General features: G+C 53.1%; 16 protein-coding genes and 1 pseudogene. 7 read left to right on the top strand and 10 right to left on the bottom strand.

Going from position 1 to position 19,075, the window contains the following annotated elements; translation table 11 throughout:
- The first annotated feature begins 301 nt into the window (after positions 1–301).
- The 3 genes from acs (at position 302) to actP (ending at position 4,457) form a co-directional block, all read left to right on the top strand.
- Positions 302–2,260 carry an acetate--CoA ligase gene (gene acs / locus FDW92_RS22570; RefSeq protein ID WP_042312967.1) on the top strand — a complete coding sequence of 653 codons (1,959 nt, stop codon included), beginning with the start codon at positions 302–304 and terminating at the stop codon, positions 2,258–2,260.
- 236 nt (positions 2,261–2,496) lie between these two features.
- On the top strand, positions 2,497–2,811 hold the full coding sequence (locus FDW92_RS22575; RefSeq protein WP_006688274.1) for a DUF485 domain-containing protein: 315 nt from the start codon (positions 2,497–2,499) through the stop codon (positions 2,809–2,811).
- Positions 2,808–4,457: a cation/acetate symporter ActP gene (gene actP / locus FDW92_RS22580; RefSeq protein WP_042312968.1), complete on the top strand. Its 1,650-nt coding sequence runs from the start codon at positions 2,808–2,810 to the stop codon at positions 4,455–4,457. The genes FDW92_RS22575 and actP overlap by 4 nt, the downstream gene beginning before the upstream one ends.
- Before the next feature lie 45 nt (positions 4,458–4,502).
- Here the strand turns inward: actP and FDW92_RS22585 are convergent, their stop codons facing one another.
- Together FDW92_RS22585 and FDW92_RS22590 are read right to left on the bottom strand one after the other, a co-directional pair.
- A complete protein-coding gene (locus tag FDW92_RS22585) occupies positions 4,503–5,192 on the bottom strand; it encodes an LrgB family protein (RefSeq protein WP_003031745.1) in 690 nt (229 codons plus the stop codon).
- Entirely contained in the window at positions 5,185–5,595 is a 411-nt protein-coding gene (locus FDW92_RS22590) for a CidA/LrgA family protein (RefSeq protein ID WP_042312969.1), read from the bottom strand. The genes FDW92_RS22585 and FDW92_RS22590 overlap by 8 nt, the downstream gene beginning before the upstream one ends.
- A 101-nt stretch (positions 5,596–5,696) precedes the next feature.
- On the opposite strand from FDW92_RS22590, the gene FDW92_RS22595 reads away from it, so the two are divergent.
- Positions 5,697–6,587, top strand: a complete 891-nt coding sequence (locus FDW92_RS22595) for a LysR family transcriptional regulator (RefSeq protein ID WP_038636290.1) — start codon at positions 5,697–5,699, stop codon at positions 6,585–6,587.
- A gap of 74 nt (positions 6,588–6,661) precedes the next feature.
- On the opposite strand, the gene FDW92_RS22600 is transcribed toward FDW92_RS22595, so the two are convergent.
- From FDW92_RS22600 to soxR, 4 genes are all read right to left on the bottom strand, one after another.
- Positions 6,662–7,153: a transposase gene (locus FDW92_RS22600; RefSeq protein ID WP_042312972.1), complete on the bottom strand. Its 492-nt coding sequence runs from the start codon at positions 7,151–7,153 to the stop codon at positions 6,662–6,664.
- A 188-nt stretch (positions 7,154–7,341) separates the two neighbouring features.
- Entirely contained in the window at positions 7,342–8,988 is a 1,647-nt protein-coding gene (locus tag FDW92_RS22605; RefSeq protein ID WP_042312974.1) for a Na+/H+ antiporter, read from the bottom strand.
- 156 nt (positions 8,989–9,144) lie between these two features.
- On the bottom strand, positions 9,145–10,494 hold the full coding sequence (gene ghxP / locus FDW92_RS22610; RefSeq protein WP_038636284.1) for a guanine/hypoxanthine transporter GhxP: 1,350 nt from the start codon (positions 10,492–10,494) through the stop codon (positions 9,145–9,147).
- A 582-nt stretch (positions 10,495–11,076) separates the two neighbouring features.
- Entirely contained in the window at positions 11,077–11,535 is a 459-nt protein-coding gene (gene soxR / locus FDW92_RS22615) for a redox-sensitive transcriptional activator SoxR (RefSeq protein WP_042312976.1), read from the bottom strand.
- Between the two features lie 86 nt (positions 11,536–11,621).
- Between soxR and soxS the strand changes: the two genes are divergently transcribed.
- A complete protein-coding gene (gene soxS / locus FDW92_RS22620) occupies positions 11,622–11,945 on the top strand; it encodes a superoxide response transcriptional regulator SoxS (protein WP_005132611.1) in 324 nt (107 codons plus the stop codon).
- 2 nt (positions 11,946–11,947) lie between these two features.
- Here soxS and FDW92_RS22625 read toward each other — a convergent pair.
- Positions 11,948–13,534 (bottom strand): annotated as a pseudogene (locus tag FDW92_RS22625) (EAL domain-containing protein).
- A gap of 551 nt (positions 13,535–14,085) precedes the next feature.
- On the opposite strand from FDW92_RS22625, the gene FDW92_RS22630 reads away from it, so the two are divergent.
- Entirely contained in the window at positions 14,086–14,367 is a 282-nt protein-coding gene (locus FDW92_RS22630; protein WP_038636276.1) for a YjcB family protein, read from the top strand.
- Positions 14,368–14,432: 65 nt separating this feature from the next.
- Here FDW92_RS22630 and ssb1 read toward each other — a convergent pair whose 3' ends face one another.
- Positions 14,433–14,957, bottom strand: coding sequence for a single-stranded DNA-binding protein SSB1 (gene ssb1, locus FDW92_RS22635; protein ID WP_003826621.1), 525 nt, complete (start codon positions 14,955–14,957; stop codon positions 14,433–14,435).
- Between the two features lie 252 nt (positions 14,958–15,209).
- On the opposite strand from ssb1, the gene uvrA reads away from it, so the two are divergent.
- Positions 15,210–18,032, top strand: a complete 2,823-nt coding sequence (gene uvrA / locus FDW92_RS22645) for an excinuclease ABC subunit UvrA (RefSeq protein ID WP_042312984.1) — start codon at positions 15,210–15,212, stop codon at positions 18,030–18,032.
- Positions 18,033–18,056: 24 nt separating this feature from the next.
- Here the strand turns inward: uvrA and FDW92_RS22650 are convergent, their stop codons facing one another.
- Entirely contained in the window at positions 18,057–18,413 is a 357-nt protein-coding gene (locus FDW92_RS22650; RefSeq protein ID WP_038636271.1) for an MmcQ/YjbR family DNA-binding protein, read from the bottom strand.
- Between the two features lie 126 nt (positions 18,414–18,539).
- Positions 18,540–19,075 (bottom strand): acid phosphatase AphA (aphA, locus tag FDW92_RS22655; RefSeq protein WP_249357214.1); only part of this gene is annotated, 536 nt, incomplete at its 5' end.

Consider the following 19,075-nt stretch of genomic DNA (forward strand, 5'->3'; position numbering starts at 1 on the left):
GTCTTTAATCAATTGTAAGTGTATGTAAAATACCACTTTAGAGTTAGTTACCCCCTCAAACCCCTCACTCTTTTGTTTAATTCTGAGGCAGATCACCTTTTCAACAATTCTCAGATAACCTCATGTTATCGCGAGAATTAATCAATTTTTGCTAGTTCTCTTCAAAATTCAGTTTGTCGCTAATTTGCACAATTCGTTTATTGCGTGATCTGCCGCCCAAATACTAAACAAAACTCGCAAAGCCCCTACATTTAACGTTTATGCGACATATTATTAACATCCTACAAGGAGAACAAAAGCCATGAGCCAAATACATAAACACGCTATTCCCGCAAACATTGCGGATCGTTGCCTGATAAATCCGGAGCAGTACGAAGCGAAGTACCAGCAGTCTGTTAACGAACCCGACACATTTTGGGGCGAGCAGGGAAAAATTCTTGATTGGATCAAGCCGTACAGCCAGGTGAAGAACACCTCGTTTGCGCCAGGCAACGTCTCTATTAAATGGTATGAAGATGGCACGTTAAACCTGGCAGCGAACTGCCTTGACCGTCACCTGCAGGCAAATGGCGATCGTACCGCCATCATCTGGGAAGGCGACGACGCCAGCCAAAGCAAACATATTACCTACCGCGAGCTGCATCGCGATGTCTGTCGTTTTGCCAATACGTTACTGGATTTAGGCATTAAAAAAGGTGATGTGGTGGCCATATATATGCCGATGGTGCCGGAAGCGGCGGTCGCCATGCTGGCCTGTGCCCGTATTGGCGCGGTGCATTCGGTCATCTTCGGTGGTTTCTCACCGGAAGCCGTCGCCGGACGTATCATCGACTCTAATTCTCGCTTGGTGATCACCGCCGATGAAGGCGTACGCGCCGGACGCGCTATCCCGTTGAAAAAGAACGTCGATGATGCGTTGAAAAACCCGAACGTGAAAAGCGTCGAACACGTTATCGTTCTCAAACGTACCGGTGGAAAAACAGAATGGCAGGAAGGTCGTGACCTGTGGTGGTCCGATCTTATCGAGAAAGCCAGCCCGGAACATCAGCCGGAAGAGATGAATGCCGAAGATCCGCTGTTTATCCTGTACACCTCCGGGTCAACCGGCAAGCCGAAGGGCGTGCTGCACACCACCGGCGGATATCTGGTCTACGCCGCAACCACCTTTAAGTACGTGTTTGACTACCATCAGGGCGATATCTATTGGTGTACCGCTGACGTGGGTTGGGTAACCGGGCACAGCTACCTGCTGTACGGTCCGCTGGCCTGCGGCGCAACCACGCTGATGTTCGAAGGCGTGCCCAACTGGCCTACCCCGGCACGTATGTCGCAGGTTGTAGACAAGCACCAGGTCAATATTCTGTATACCGCGCCGACCGCCATCCGCGCTCTGATGGCCGAAGGCGATAAAGCGATTGAAGGTACTGACCGTTCGTCGCTGCGCATCCTGGGTTCCGTTGGCGAGCCAATCAACCCGGAAGCGTGGGAGTGGTACTGGAAGAAGATCGGCAACGAAAAATGTCCGGTCGTTGATACCTGGTGGCAGACCGAAACCGGTGGATTCATGATCACCCCGCTGCCGGGCGCCACTGAGCTGAAAGCCGGTTCCGCAACCCGTCCGTTCTTTGGCGTGCAGCCTGCGATTGTCGATAACGAAGGTAATCCGCTGGAAGGCGCGACCGAAGGCAACCTGGTGATTATTGATTCGTGGCCAGGCCAGGCGAGAACGCTGTTTGGCGATCATGAACGTTTTGAACAGACCTATTTCTCCACCTTCAAGAATATGTACTTCAGCGGCGACGGCGCACGCCGTGATGAAGATGGTTATTACTGGATCACCGGACGCGTGGACGATGTGCTAAACGTCTCTGGTCACCGTCTGGGCACGGCAGAAATCGAATCGGCGTTGGTGTCGCATCCGAAGATTGCCGAAGCCGCGGTGGTCGGTATTCCGCATAATATTAAAGGCCAGGCGATCTACGCCTACGTCACGCTGAATCACGGTGAAGAGCCGTCGCCTGAGTTGTATGCAGAAGTTCGCAACTGGGTACGCAAAGAAATTGGCCCGCTGGCAACGCCAGATGTGCTGCACTGGACCGATTCACTGCCGAAAACCCGCTCCGGCAAAATTATGCGCCGCATTCTGCGCAAAATCGCGGCGGGCGATACCAGCAATCTGGGCGATACCTCAACCCTCGCCGATCCAGGCGTCGTTGAGAAACTGCTCGAAGAGAAGCAGGCCATCGCGATGCCATCATAACCATAACCGTGAAATGCCCGATGGCGCGCTGCTTATCGGGCCTACAAATCCTATCCCTACCCCTCCCCTGAGCGGGAGGGAAATATAAAAACCCTCCCCCAAAGGATTTCGTGTTACAGGAAGGCGGCAAGCGAGCACATCCTCAGGAGCATAGTTCACTATGTGACTGGGGTGGGCGAGTGCGGCCAACGAACCTGTAGCGCGAAAGACGCAGGGGACCTCTGGAGAGCTCTGTGATGAATGACAATATTTATCAGCGGATAGAAGACAGTGCGCGTTTCAGGGAGTTAGTTGAAAAAAGGCAACGGTTTGCCACCATTCTGTCCATCATCATGCTGGCAGTTTACATCAGCTTTATTTTACTGATTGCCTTTGCGCCTGGTTGGCTGGGTACTCCGCTGCACGCGGGAACCAGCGTCACCCGGGGTATTCCGATTGGGGTCGGCGTGATCCTTATCTCCTTCATCCTGACCGGGATCTATATCTGGCGGGCAAACGGTGAATTCGATCGCCTGAACAATGCGGTTCTGCACGAGGTTAAAGCATCATGAAGAGAGTCCTGACGGCGCTTGCCGCCACGCTGCCCTTCGCCGCAAACGCGGCGGATGCTATAAGCGGAGCAGTCCAACGCCAGCCAACCAACTGGCAGGCGATTATCATGTTCCTGATTTTCGTCATCTTTACGCTTGGTATTACCTACTGGGCGTCTAAGCGCGTACGTTCGCGCAATGACTATTACACCGCTGGCGGTAACATCACCGGTTTCCAGAACGGGCTGGCGATTGCGGGCGACTATATGTCTGCTGCATCGTTCCTCGGGATTTCCGCGCTGGTCTTTACCTCCGGTTATGACGGACTGATTTACTCGCTCGGCTTCCTGGTCGGCTGGCCAATTATCCTGTTCCTGATTGCTGAACGTCTGCGTAACCTTGGTCGCTACACCTTTGCCGACGTGGCCTCTTATCGCCTGAAACAAGGTCCAATTCGTATTCTCTCGGCCTGTGGTTCCCTGGTGGTAGTCGCGCTGTATCTGATCGCGCAGATGGTCGGCGCGGGTAAGCTGATTGAGTTGCTGTTTGGCCTAAACTACCACATTGCCGTCGTACTGGTTGGCGTATTGATGATGATGTACGTCCTGTTTGGCGGCATGCTGGCAACCACCTGGGTACAGATCATCAAAGCCGTTCTGTTGCTGTTCGGTGCCAGCTTTATGGCCTTTATGGTGATGAAGCACGTCGGCTTTAGCTTCAACAATCTGTTCACCGAAGCGATGGCGGTACACCCGAAAGGTTCAGCCATTATGAGTCCGGGCGGGCTGGTGAAAGATCCGATCTCCGCGCTGTCGTTAGGTCTCGGCCTGATGTTTGGTACGGCGGGCTTGCCGCACATCCTGATGCGTTTCTTCACGGTCAGCGATGCCCGAGAAGCGCGTAAGAGCGTGTTCTATGCCACCGGTTTTATGGGTTATTTCTACATCCTGACCTTTATCATCGGCTTTGGCGCGATCATGCTGGTTGGTGCCAACCCTGTGTATAAAGACGCTGCTGGCGCGCTTATCGGCGGTAACAACATGGCGGCGGTACATCTGGCGAATGCGGTGGGCGGGAACCTGTTCCTCGGCTTCATCTCGGCAGTGGCGTTTGCCACCATTCTGGCAGTGGTTGCTGGTTTGACGCTGGCGGGGGCATCGGCAGTTTCTCACGACCTGTACGCCAACGTATTCCGCAAAGGCGCAACCGAGCGCGAAGAGCTGAAGGTATCGAAAATTACCGTACTGGTGCTGGGTGTGATTGCCATCGTGCTCGGCGTGCTGTTCGAAAACCAGAACATCGCCTTCATGGTGGGACTGGCATTTGCTATCGCAGCCAGCTGTAACTTCCCTATCATTCTGCTCTCCATGTACTGGTCAAAACTGACCACGCGTGGCGCAATGATGGGCGGCTGGTTAGGTCTGCTGACGGCCGTCGTGCTGATGGTGCTTGGCCCAACAATTTGGGTACAAATCCTGGGTCACGAAAAAGCCATTTTCCCGTATGAATATCCGGCGCTGTTCTCCATCAGCGTAGCGTTCCTCGGGATCTGGTTCTTCTCTGCTACCGATAACTCAGAAGAAGGTAACCGCGAACGCGAGCAGTTCCGTGCTCAGTTCATCCGTTCCCAGACCGGGTATGGCGTAGAACAAGGTCGCGCGCACTAATCTTCCCTCTCCTCCGGCTTCCGGGCCGGAGGATTACTGCCTCTCTCAGAACATCAGCCTTGCAACCAGCGGCGCTACCAGCACCATCACCACGCCAGAAAGCATCATCACCAGGCTAGCCACTACGCCCTCCTGTTGGCCAAGCTCATATGAGCGAGCCGTGCCTGCGCCGTGCGATGCAGCGCCAAAACCTGCGCCTTTCGCCATCCCTTCGCGAATAGAGAGCCGCAAAAACAGCACATCGCCGACCGCCATCCCGAATACGCCAGTCACGACCACGAACAATGCCACCAGATCCGGTTGACCACCCAATGGCTCTGCCGCCGCCAGCGCAAATGGCGTAGTGACGGACCGCACCGCCAGACTGCGCTGAATTTCATCAGGCAGCATAAACAGGCGCGCCAACCAGACGGAACTGGTGACCGCCACCAGAGTCGCCGTAACCACACCCGCCGTCAGCGACATCCAGTGACGTTTAATCACGGCGAGGTTGTCATAGACCGGAACGGCGAAGGCAATGGTTGCGGGACCTAGCAGCCATAGCAGCCAGTGCGATTCACCAATATAGTTTTGCCAGGAGATATGTCCAAAGACCAACATCAGCACCAACAGCGCCGGAGTAAGCACTAACGGCATCAGCGGTAATTTACGAAAGCGGCGATACAGGCGCTTGTTGGCAAAATAGATGCCCAGCGTAATCACCAGACACAGCACGCTTAACTGGAAATTACTCACGATTTAACCTGCTCATTTCATAGCGATACACTTTATCCACGACCCATGCCGTTGCGCCAAGCACCATCATCGTACTTAGCGCAATAACGGCAAAAATACGCCAGCCATCAACCAGTAGCAGTTGCGTATAGTTAACGACGGCGACCACCGCCGGGACAAAAAACAACAGCATTTCAGCCAGTAACCAGCGAGCACCCGCGCGGATCCAGTTCAGCGGGATAACCCGGCAGACAATCAACGCCAGCATCAGCACCATCCCAACCAGGTTGGCAGGAAGCGGCAGATGCAGCCAGGAGACAAGGTATTGAGCAAAAACAAAGAGACCTGCGTACAACAGAACCTGAACGGGGATCTGGAGTCGATGAATAACGGCAGGCGTCACGCGGCTTATCGCCACAGCCATGAGGGTATGTCCTTAAAAAATAGAGAGCGCCAGTATAGAGAGCCCCCGTCCAGGACTGAAATGAATTAAAATCATTGCAGGCATAGTCTTAAGGAATAATCATGGATATCAGAACGCTGCGATATTTTGTTGAGGTGGTGCGTCAGCAGAGCTTTACCCGCGCAGCGGAGAAGCTCTTTGTCACCCAGCCCACCATCAGCAAAATGTTGAAGAACCTTGAAGACGAGCTTAATTGCACGTTGCTCATCCGCGACGGGCGGCGGTTGTTGTTAACCGATACTGGACAGGTCGTGTTCGAACGCGGCCTGGCGATCCTCGCCGAGTTTCGCCAACTCGAAGCAGAACTCAGCGACATTAATCACCTCAACAAAGGAATACTGCGCCTCGGTATCCCGCCCATGGTTGGTATGTTGATGGCTGGCCCCATCAGCCTTTTTCGCCAGCGTTATCCCGGCGTGGAACTGAAGGTGTCTGAATTTGGCGGTTTAACCGTCCAACAGGCGGTGATGAACGGCGATCTGGATGTTGCAATGACCGCGCTACCGGTTGAAGAAGAGAGCGGTCTGGCGACCTTACCGCTTTTCAGTCATCCGCTCTGCGTGCTGGTCCCCCGCTCCGGTCAATGGACAACGTGCGACTCCATTTCCCCCGAAGCGCTGGCGGAGCATCCGCTGCTTATATACAACGAAGATTTCGCGTTGAGCCGTCAACTGCTTGAGTTGTTTAACCAGCACAACGTAAAACCGCGTATCGCTGTGCGTAGCGGACAGTGGGATTTTCTGGCGGCAATGGTCCAGGCCGGCGTCGGGATCGCCATTTTACCGGAGCCGATTTGCCAGCGGTTGGATAAGCAAACGCTACGCTGGATCCCTCTGGAAAGCGACTTACGCTGGCAGTTGGGTATGATTTGGCGCGAAGGTGTGTATCTGTCGCACAGCGCTCAGGCGTGGCTGAAATGCTGCGAAGGGTTTTGGTTAACGCAGGAGTCGTAAAATGCCGGATGCGGCGCAAACGCCTTATCCGGCCTACATCGTGCGACCCCGTAGGTCTGATAAGCGTAGCGCCATCAGGCACGTTCACCCGCATTAAAATCCATTATTTCACCTGCCCAATTTTGCGGGAACAAACCACGCCTCACATCGCGATGAAATGTTGAAAAAGGCCATGTCTGTACCTGTTTTACCCACCCGTGCTTCACTGGGTTAATGTAAATATAATCAACATGCTGGCGATAATCGTGCTCATCGCGGAGAGTGTGTTCCCAAAAGCGAGGTTGCCAAATATGTCGGGCAGACAATGATCGGGTGAAATGCTTCTTAATTTCCCGCCAGCGGGATGAAAAATCAGCGTCATTTTCAGGCAACGTCCAGATGCAATGCATATGCTCAGGCAATACGACCCAGGCATTGATCCGAAATGGTCTGGCCGTTTTGACCGCAGCGATTGCACACCGAAGCGCGTGAATGTTGGCTGTCAGAAGCTGGCTTCGACGGTCCTGCAGATTCACCGTAAAAAACCAGGTTCCTCCGTTGATGTAATTTCGTCGATAGTTGGACATGTTTCCCCCTTTTCTCAACCGTATGGAGAAAAGAGGGAATCGACAAGACAAGCAGATCAGTTCAGGAAAGCGGCTCGCAAATTACATGATGGATAATTTTTTGTAGGCCTGATAAGCGCAGCGCCATCAGGCACATCTTTCGCCGGATGCGGCGCGAACGCCTTATCCGGCCTACATCGTGCTACCGTTTATTGGTTCTCGATCAACAGCGCTTCCAGCAAATCCAGATCGTGCAATAGCTTTTGCAGCGTTTCATTGCTGATTTCACGCGTGGCGCGCAGATGATAAAGCTCGGCGCGTTCTGAACGCAGCGCCGCCAGACGGAACCGTCGCTCCAGGTTCTCTTCCTGCATTGAGCTTTCTACATCGTTGCGCCCATCGGCGCGACGACGCAGGTTACCAATGACACGGGAACTCACCTCGGTCAGCAGCTGATTATCAATGTTCTCTTCGCTATCCGCAGCCAGACGCTCCTCCATTTTCTGGATCGCGACAATCGCTACTTCCGCCGTGGCAGCGCGGGCAATGCGCTCCTCTTTTTGCTGTTGCGAATGGTCCGCTACTTCCAGATGTTGCAGCAGAATCGGCAGCATCACCACGCCGACAAACAGCGAGAACAGAATCACGCCCGCGGCGAGGAAGATCAGTTCATAACGCGCCGGGAAGCCGCTACCATCCGGTAACAACAGCGGAATGGAGAGCACACCGGCGAGGGTAATAGCCCCGCGAACCCCCGCAAAGGAGGCAATTAGGATTTCACGCGTCGTCCAGGAGCCAAACTCCATCGGCTTTCTCTTCAGGAAGCGCAGGCTGAACTTCTTCATGGTCCACAGCCAGCCAAAACGTACCAGCATCAGCGCGGCGTAAATCAGCACGATATCGGTAAACAGCATCCAGATTTCAACGTTCGGATCGACTTCTGCCGCCGCCAAAGATGACTCCAGAATGCCCGGCAACTGCAGTCCTAACAACAAGAAGACCATGCCGTTAAACACAAACTCCAGCATCGCCCAGGTGCTGTTAGCACGTAAACGCATCGCCAACGGCGCGCGGCGCATCACGCCAGAGCGGGTAATCGTCATCCCGGCAGCAACCGCCGCGAGAATGCCTGAAACACCGATGTGTTCCGCAATCAGATAAGACGCAAACGGCAGCAGGAACAGCAGGACGATTTGCGTTGCTGGCTCATCACCGCCCCAGCGGCTAAGAAAACGCAGGGAGCGTCCGTATAACCAGCTGACGACAAAACCGGCCAGGATGCCGCCAATCGCCACTTTGAAGAACTCAACCGTCGCGCCGCCGACGGTAAATACCATCGTGCCCATCGCCACGGCCACGGCAAATTTCAGCGAGACCAGGCCGGACGCGTCGTTCATCAACGCTTCGCCCTGCAGGATGCCCATGATTTTCTTCGGGATACGCCCCTCACCTACAATACCGGAAAGGGCGACGGCATCGGTTGGCGACAGCACGGCCGCCAGCGCAAAAGCCGGGATGAGAGGGATCCCCGGCACCAGCCAGTAAATCATAAAGCCAATTCCGACCACCGTGACCAGAACCAGCGCCAGCGCAAGGCCGAAAATCTCTCGCCCGTGCTCCAGAAACTCACGCGTTGGCGTCTTCCAGCCATCGGCAAACAGCAGCGGCGGGATAAACAGCACCAGAAACAGCTCAGGATCGAATTCCACATGCAAACCAAACGTCGGCCACGCCAGCAAGGCGCCGATGGCGATCTGCATAAGGGGTAATGGGAGTTGGAAGGGCAATACGCGAGTAAATACCCCCGACAGCGAGACCACAAGGGTCATGATGAGTATGGTGAAAAAGATTTCCATGCGTTCCCTGTTTGCGATGTTTCTTATGATTGGTGATAAAGGCGTCGTGCCTTAATTCTATCTACTTGAGAGTAACGCAAAAGACAACGAGTGTGTTCTGAAAATAAAAACGGGCGGCCTGAGCCACCCGTTTTCAGGAGCGTCATCGAAGCAAAATCAAATAGCCCAACCGCCCGCGTAGAAGGCCACCAGCGCGATAGCAATCACCACCGTACCGATGTTCAGTTTGCGCCATTCGCCAGAGACAATGCGACCAATGACCAGGGTAGCAAAACCAATCATAATGCCGGTAACAATGTTACAGGTCAGGACGATAAATACAGCAGTGACCAGACCCGCCATCGCGTCAACAAAGTCAGCAAAGTCGATTTTCGCCACGTTGCTCAGCATCAGCAGCCCCACATACATCAACGCAGGCGCCGTTGCGTAAACAGGAACAAGATAAGAGAGCGGAGAAAGGAACAGGATCAGCAGGAACAATACGCCAACGGTGATCGCCGTCAGGCCGGTTTTGCCACCTGCCGCCGTACCCGCTGCGGATTCAATGTAAACCGCCGCTGGTGCGGCCCCTACCAGACCAGAGAACACGCTGCTCAGGGAGTCGGTGGTCAGCGCTTTGCCGCCATCGATAATTTGTCCGTCTTTATCCAGCAGATTCGCCTGTCCGGCCACCGCACGGATGGTTCCGGTCGCATCGAAGACAGCGGTCATGACCAGCGCCAGCACGCTCGGCAGTACGATCGGGTTCAGTGCGCCCATAATATCCAGGCTGCCAATCAGCGAGTTGCCGTTTTCATCGCTCAGAGACGGCATGGCAAAAATACCGGAGAAATGCACGGCCGGATCGAAAATCAGGCCGACGATGGAGATACCGATAATGGTCAGCAGGATGCCGCCCGGTACTTTCAGTTTTTCAAGACCAATAATCACCGCCAGACCAACCAGCGACATAATCACCGGGAAGGTATCGAAGTCGCCCAGCGCAACCGGCAGGCCATCCAGCGGGTTCTTAATAACCAGACCAACGCCATTGGCCGCAATCAATAGCAGGAACAGGCCGATACCAATCCCCGTACCGTGCGCAACGCCCTGCGGCAGATTGCGCAGGATCCAGCTACGGATACCGGTCGCAGAAATGATGGTAAACAGAACCCCCATCAGGAACACCGCGCCCAGCGCCACAGGCACGCTAATATGTTGTCCCAGCACCAGGCTGAATGCGGTAAACGCGGTCAGCGAAATGGCGCAGCCAATCGCCAACGGCAGGTTCGCCCACAGGCCCATCACAATAGAACCGACGCCCGCAACCAGACAGGTTGCCACAAACACAGCGGCAGGCGGGAATCCGGCTTTACCCAGCATCCCCGGAACGACGATAACGGAGTAGACCATGGCCAGGAACGTCGTTAATCCGGCAACGACTTCTTGACGAACGGTACTGCCGCGATGCGAAATTTTAAACCAGGCGTCGAGTGAGCCGCCGGTACGCGCTGAAGGCGTAGACATAGAAAACATCCCCTGAGAGTTTATTTTTTCGTCATTATGCGTGGTGGACAATCCACTGCCTGCTAAACGATTTCTCCATGTGCCAGCTTTGCGTCAATAGGGGTGTCGCAAAAAAGCAAACGTTTAGCTCCGCGCATAAAAAACGGGTGATAAAAAAAAGCAAACGATTATCCAGCGATCATACGTTGGTTTTCAACTGAACTTTGCCGCTTTTTACTCATTTCTTCTTATAATGCGCAAGAAATAGCCAGACGATGCGCAAACGTTATCGTCAATGCGCAATCTGGCAACAAATTTCGCTGAGTTATTACAAGATTTGCATTTATTTTTCACGTCTGCTCGCGCAAAAAAATGCATGAAGATGCAGAAAATTTTTTGGCTAAAAAGCAATCAATTCACTGGCAAATAGAACGGGGTGGCTTACACTTACTTTATCAACACAGACCGGAACCTCCCCAAACGTGCTCGACTGAGGGGTGTTGATGTCGGGGGAAACCCTCCCGTGAACCAGCGGGATAGAGTGAAAGACAAAGACCGGAACCAAACTAAAGCGCCCTCTGTGGCGCTTTAGTTTTATACCAATCAATCGTCTTCCAGCAGGCGCGCCCCGGTCCCCTGCTCGCCAAGCTGATCGCCGGGGTTACGCAACGGGCAATCACTGCGGGATAAACAGCCGCAGCCAATACACCCATCCAGTTCATCGCGTAACGCCACCAGAGTATGAATGCGTCGGTCTAACTCCTCGCGCCATTGCGAAGAGAGTTGCTTCCACTCTTTGGCGCTGAGCGAATGCCCTTCAGGTAATACGCCTAACGCGTCGCCGATGGTGGCCAGTGGAATGCCGATACGTTGGGCAATCTTGATAATCGCTACATAACGCAACACATCGCGTTTGTATCGACGCTGATTGCCGCTGTTGCGCATACTGCTGATTAATCCTTTGCTTTCATAGAAATGCAGGGTCGATACCGCCACACCGCTACGCTTTGCAACTTCACCTGGCGTGAGCAGCGCTTTTATCCGGGATAATTTCTTTTCCATAAATCGCTTTACCTCAAGTTAACTTGAGGAATTATACTCGCCCACAGACAAAACGACGAATCGAACACTGAGAAAGAGGCAACTCTATGTCCCATCAGCAGATTATTCAGACCCTTATTGAATGGATTGATGAACATATCGATCAACCGCTGAACATTGAGGCGGTTGCGAAAAAATCAGGTTACTCAAAGTGGTATTTGCAGAGAATGTTCCGCACGGTGATGCGCCAGACGCTGGGTGACTACATCCGCCAACGTCGGCTTCTGCTGGCCGCCGTTGAACTACGGACGACCGAACGGCCTATTTTCGATATTGCGATGGATCTTGGCTATGTATCGCAGCAAACCTTCTCGCGCGTATTTCGCCGAGAGTTTGATCGTACTCCCAGCGATTACCGCCACCGCCTGTAAAATTATTGCCCGCTCTGCGTCAGTATGGCGGGCGAGCGTTTTATCCAATCCATGAACTCCTGCGGCGGCAGCGCCTTCGCAAAATACCAGCCCTGGCAATACTGTACGCCGCGTTCAAGCAACCACGCGATTTGCTCCGCCGTTTCCACCCCTTCCGCAACCGTCTTCAGGTTTAAGCTTTGCGCCATCTCGATGATATGTTCGGCAATCAAGTGACTGGTGCTGTTAGTGGCCAGCGTGCTAATAAACGATTTGTCGATCTTCAGGATATCGATATTCAATGCTGACAAATTATGGAGGTTGGAATATCCCGTGCCAAAATCGTCAAACGCCACTTCAAAACCGGCCTGGCGGAACGCCTGGATGATGGGCGTCATTTTATGTACATCGATAAAGCCACGTTCTGTCACCTCAACTTTAATTTGCTGGGCCGCGACGGAGTACTCATGATTTTTTTCAGCAATCAGGGCAATCAGTCGTGATGAATGAAAGTCAGAAGCAGAGAGGTTAATCGAGATAGACAACTGAGGATTCGCCGAAAGAAAATACCCCAAATCGTTGAAGACTTCCTCAACAACGTAATCCGTGATCTGCTCAATCATTCCCTCTTTTTCCGCCAGCGGAATAAACTCCGTTGGGCTCATCACCTCACCTTTACAGCCTGGCCAGCGTAGCAAAGCCTCCGCCCCGACACATTGTCCATTTTTGATGTCAATGATCGGCTGGTAGTACAGGCAAAGCTGACGTTTCTTGATCGCACGTTTTAATAAGCGGCGGGGAGAGAGGTATTCCTGACGCGTGCGCCACCACATGAGCAGTATCAGGATGCTGCAGATAATCCCAAAGGGGATCGTTAACGCCGCCTAATGATAGAAAATCTGATTCACACGAGCGTCAGAGGTCGAAACAATAATCGCGATGGGTCGTTTTTCTGAATGTACGATGGTATAGAAGCGCTCGCCCTGCTGGAATGTTGAGGCCTCACCGCGTATCAGCGGCGAGAATTGCGCAATATTCGCCCCTTCGCTGGAAGAGAAAAAGGTATCCGTTACCGTGTCATACACCCCCCATGACAGATCCGGATCATCTGACATGACTTCGCTGTAAGATAATGGATTGATGACGACAACGTAGTTTCCCCGTTGCATGTACGTCATTTTGTAGCCAGCGAAAAAGGGGGTATCGCGGTAGTAATAGATGGAGACGTCCGGCGCGCGTTTATAGTCGGCTGTCGCCATAATATATGGGACTCGCGGCATCATTGACGTAGAGCACAAAAAATGATCGCCCTGCGCATAAATTAGCTCACTGATATATAAACGACCACGAATAATATTCAGCATACTTTTCTGATGGGCAGGAGTACACATCTTACCCTGGTACAACTGGGCCATATCACGCGCTAAATCGGCCTGGAAGATCACCAATTCCGTTTTATTTAACACCAGTTGAGCAAAAGAGCTGAGTTGATTACGGGTTTCGGACATCGCCCGGATGTGAGCAAACCATAACGCCAGTACCACGGGGAGCAATACCACCATGAATGTTCCGAAGAACTTCAGCATCTTGCGTCGCGCACTGTGATTCATGTCAGCCCTATTTCCCTGTTTCGTATATGCCAGAACCCATTAGGCGGGATGCTATAAACACTGACTGATTAAGTTGCATGAATCTATCATTATTAGCAACAGACTTCTCTATGTAAAAATCTGATAATAGTTGATGATGATATTATTTTTCCGTAAGGCAAACTTAAAGTTATGCTTATTTCATAACATTATTATCAACAAGTAGTAATTTTTTATGAGCATTATCCTGGTCGCGTTTAAGAAATTCATTAAATTTTTTAACGAATAATTTAGGATAAACATAACAGGTAATTCATATGCATCTTTTTATTAGATTATTTGTTATCGGTTTTTTTATTAAACATAACCATATAGAAAGCATGGCTATTACCTTGCAAAAATAACCTCTAACACTGGTGAACAAACGAGCAAATGTGATATAGTTCACACAATTCATGTAACAGAAACAATGTTTCATTCGTGTTATTGCCCGTCGAGAGCCAGAGTACTACACCCTCGGTGAACACCCCCGCGCTGTCATGGGCATCAAGACTTTCTGAGGACGTTTTTTCATGGCAACGATAACAACTGGCGTGGTTCTTCTGCGATGGCAGCTACTCAGCGCGGTGCTGATGTTTTTAGCCAGTACGCTCAATATCCGTTTTCGTAAATCAGATTATATTGGCCTGGCCGTCATTAGTAGCGGTTTGGGACTGGTTTTCGCCTGCTGGTTTGCAACCGGGCTGCTCGGCATAACCCTGGTGGATATGTCCGCAATCTGGAAAAACATTGAAAACGTGATGGTTGAAGTGATGAGCCACACACCGCCAGACTGGCCGATGGTGTTGAACTGATAAAAAATCACATATGGCTACCCCAGTTTTGAGGTAGCCATAATTTTTCGTATAAAGCAGAAAAATTAGAACGGAATATCGTCGTCGAAATCCATCGGCGGCTCGTTAGACGGCGCTGCCGGAGCTGACTGCTGCGGGCGAGACTGCGCGCCGCCGCTGAACTGATTGCCGCCCTGCGGCTGCTGAGGCTGGCCCCAACCGCCCTGCTGCTGACCGCCGCCTGCCGGAGCGCCACCACCCTGACGGCCGCCCAACATTTGCATGGTGCCGCCAACGTTAACCACAACTTCAGTGGTGTACTTTTCTACGCCGGACTGATCGGTCCATTTGCGGGTACGCAGTTGGCCTTCAATATAGACCTGAGAACCTTTACGCAGATATTCGCTGGCTACTTCTGCCAGTTTGCCGAACAGCACAACACGGTGCCATTCAGTCTGCTCTTTCATTTCGCCGGTCGCTTTATCACGCCAGGATTCGGAAGTAGCCAGCGTAATGTTGGCAACTGCGCCACCATTCGGCATATAGCGTACTTCCGGGTCCTGGCCCAGATTACCGACGAGAATCACCTTGTTTACGCCTCTGCTGGCCATGATCGTGTCTCCTGAAAAACGTTACTGAATAAGTGTAAGCGCGGGATTGTAGCATTTCCAATAGCGCTTTTACTACGTTGCGAGATCGATTCCAGTAAACAACCCCCGGATAGACATTGTTGCACAGACACCTGCGTTTTGCATTCCAATACTGTATATCCATTCAGGTCAGGTTGTGTCATAATTAACCGTTTGTGATCGCCGGTAGCACCATGCAGCCAGGCCAAAAAGCGTTTAATCCGGGAAAGATGAATGGATAAGATCGAAGTTCGGGGCGCCCGCACCCATAATCTCAAAAACATCAACCTCGTCATCCCGCGCGACAAGCTGATTGTCGTCACCGGGCTTTCGGGCTCAGGCAAATCTTCGCTCGCTTTCGACACCTTGTATGCCGAAGGACAACGTCGTTACGTTGAATCCCTTTCCGCGTACGCGCGTCAGTTTCTGTCACTGATGGAAAAGCCGGATGTCGACCACATTGAGGGGCTGTCTCCCGCCATCTCAATCGAGCAAAAATCGACATCCCATAACCCGCGATCCACGGTAGGTACGATTACCGAAATTCACGACTATCTGCGCCTGCTGTTTGCCCGCGTTGGCGAACCGCGCTGTCCGGATCACGACGTTCCCCTGGCGGCGCAGACCGTGAGTCAAATGGTGGACAACGTCCTGTCGCAGCCGGAAGGCAAGCGTCTGATGCTGCTGGCGCCGATAATTAAAGAGCGTAAAGGGGAGCACACCAAAACGCTGGAAAACCTGGCAGGCCAGGGCTATATCCGTGCCCGTATCGACGGGGAAGTGTGCGACCTGTCCGATCCGCCCAAGCTTGAGCTGCAAAAGAAACACACCATCGAAGTGGTGATTGACCGCTTTAAAGTACGTGACGATCTTACCCAGCGCCTGGCGGAATCGTTTGAAACCGCGCTGGAACTGTCCGGTGGTACGGCGGTGGTTGCCGATATGGACGACCCGAAAGCGGAAGAGCTGCTGTTCTCCGCCAACTTCGCCTGCCCGATCTGCGGTTACAGCATGCGCGAACTGGAACCGCGTCTGTTTTCATTCAACAACCCGGCGGGCGCATGCCCGACCTGTGACGGCCTCGGCGTACAACAGTATTTCGATCCTGACCGGGTGATTCAAAACCCGGAACTGTCGCTGGCCGGCGGCGCTATCCGCGGCTGGGATCGCCGCAACTTCTACTACTTCCAGATGCTTAAGTCACTGGCGGAACACTATAAATTCGACGTCGAAGCCCCATGGGCAAGCCTGACCCCCACCGTGCATAAAGTGGTGCTGTACGGTTCCGGTAAAGAGAATATCGAATTTAAATACATGAACGATCGCGGCGATACGTCCGTACGTCGCCATCCGTTCGAAGGCGTATTGCACAATATGGAGCGCCGTTATAAAGAGACGGAATCCAGCGCAGTACGTGAGGAATTAGCCAAATTCATCAGCAACCGCCCGTGCGCCCGCTGTGAAGGGACGCGTTTGCGCCGGGAAGCCCGTCACGTATTTGTCGAGAATACGCCGCTGCCCGCCATTTCCGACATGAGCATCGGCCATGCGATGGATTTCTTCAACAACCTGAAGCTTGCCGGCCAGCGAGCGAAGATTGCAGAGAAAATCCTGAAAGAGATTGGCGATCGTCTGAAGTTTCTGGTTAACGTCGGCCTCAACTACCTGACGCTGTCGCGTTCAGCGGAAACACTCTCCGGCGGCGAAGCCCAACGTATTCGCCTGGCGAGCCAGATCGGCGCGGGTCTGGTCGGCGTGATGTACGTGCTGGATGAACCGTCTATTGGTCTGCATCAGCGCGATAACGAACGTCTGTTGGGCACGCTCATCCATCTGCGTAATCTGGGTAATACCGTGATTGTGGTCGAGCACGATGAAGATGCGATTCGCGCCGCTGACCACGTTATCGATATCGGCCCGGGCGCTGGCGTTCACGGCGGCCAGGTGGTTGCCGAAGGGACGCTCGACGACATCATGGCGGTGCCTGAGTCGCTGACCGGCCAGTACATGAGCGGTAAGCGTAAAATTGAAGTACCAAAACAGCGCGTGGCAGCCGATCCGGAAAAAGTGCTGAAGCTAACCGGCGCACGCGGCAACAACCTGAAAGATGTCACCCTGACGCTGCCGGTTGGCCTGTTCACCTGCATTACCGGGGTTTCTGGTTCAGGTAAATCGACGCTGATCAACGACACGCTGTTCCCGATTGCGCAGACGGCGCTGAACGGCGCCACGCTGGCTGAACCTGCGCCGTACCGTGACGTTCAGGGCCTGGAACATTTCGACAAAGTGATCGACATTGACCAAAGCCCGATTGGTCGTACTCCGCGCTCTAACCCGGCAACCTACACCGGTGTGTTTACGCCGGTGCGCGAACTGTTCGCTGGCGTACCAGAATCCCGCGCGCGCGGTTACACGCCGGGTCGTTTCAGCTTTAACGTTCGCGGCGGACGCTGTGAAGCCTGTCAGGGCGACGGCGTGATCAAAGTTGAAATGCACTTCCTGCCGGATATCTACGTGCCGTGCGACCAGTGTAAAGGCAAGCGCTATAACCGCGAAACGCTGGAGATTAAGTACAAGGGCAAGACCATCCACGAAGTGCTGGATATGACCATTGAAGAAGCACGCGAGTTCTTCGATGCCGTCCCGGCGCTGGCGCGTAAGCTACAAACGCTGATGGATGTGGGCCTGACGTATATCCGTCTCGGCCAGTCGGCCACTACGCTCTCCGGCGGTGAAGCGCAGCGCGTGAAGCTGGCGCGCGAACTGTCAAAACGCGGCACCGGGCAGACGTTGTATATCCTTGATGAGCCGACCACCGGTCTGCATTTTGCGGATATTCAGCAGTTGCTGGACGTGCTGCATCAGTTGCGCGATCAGGGCAACACCATCGTGGTGATTGAGCACAATCTGGACGTGATTAAAACGGCGGACTGGATTGTCGATCTCGGTCCGGAAGGCGGTAGCGGCGGCGGGGAAATTCTGGTCTCCGGCACACCAGAAACTGTCGCCGAGTGTGAAGCTTCACACACGGCACGCTTCCTCAAACCGTTGTTGTAATCATGCCCAATGGCGCAGCGCTTATCAGGGCTGCGCCAGTATCCGGCGTTTATCTTCCGGCAGCGTGTTCACCGCCAGCTGATAAGAGGCATCAACCAGATAATAAATCTGCGAATCCGGCAGCGAGCCGTCCAGATACACCGTGCTCCAGTGCGCTTTATTCAGATGCCTGCTTGGTCGTACATCGCTATGCTGCTGACGCAGTAATTCCGCCAGTTCAGGGCTGGTTTTCAGAGAGACCGCCGGGCGTTCTTCTACCTCTTTTACCATGGCAAAGAGTACATCTTCGACTTTGATTTGTGTGGCTTTCCAGTCACTGTGCACGCTCTGCTCCGCGCCCGTTTTTGCCATGCAGTATTGCAGCAACTCCGAATTCGTCATCTTTATTCCCCTTACCAGCACTCGCCTAATGAGAACATCTTTTATTCAGTGTGCAGCAAGTCCGCAAAAGGTAAAAGCCAGTAACGCAAATTTGTTTAAAAAACCACCAAATAGCAGCCTACGCCTTTAATACTCAGAATTAACGATCACCTCTTCACCAAACGCGCCAGCCTGGGGTAGCGGTTTATAGGTGGAGTTGGAGGCACGTAAAATACGAATACCGCGAATACCCACGTCGAGAGCGGCGGTGATGTCATTGTCAGAATCGCCGTAGAACATGCGCACGTTTTTATCCTGTAACCACTGCGTTTTGGTGTTCTGGCCCGGCTTGTCGCCGGCAAAAATAACCGGATTCATATTGGCGGCTGGGATGTGAAAGTTATCAGCCAGCGTTTTCGATACCGTTTCAGTCTTCGTCGGGCTACGTCCGGTGACGAAGAAAATACTATCGCCACGACGCACGTGCATATCAATCAACTGACGCGCCACTTCTTTTGGAATACTGAACTCGTCCCAGCCGTTGTTCATTTTTTCCCAGAAAGCCGGATTCTTCAGGTAATCTTCACTGTCCGGAGAGTACGTTTTCTTACCGCGCCAGAAGCCCGGGCTGGAAAAAAGGACGGTGTCATCGATATCAAACCCGACGGCCATCGGCGGGCGGC

The organism is Citrobacter sp. wls706, from assembly GCF_005281305.1.
Taxonomy (GTDB): domain Bacteria; phylum Pseudomonadota; class Gammaproteobacteria; order Enterobacterales; family Enterobacteriaceae; genus Citrobacter; species Citrobacter werkmanii.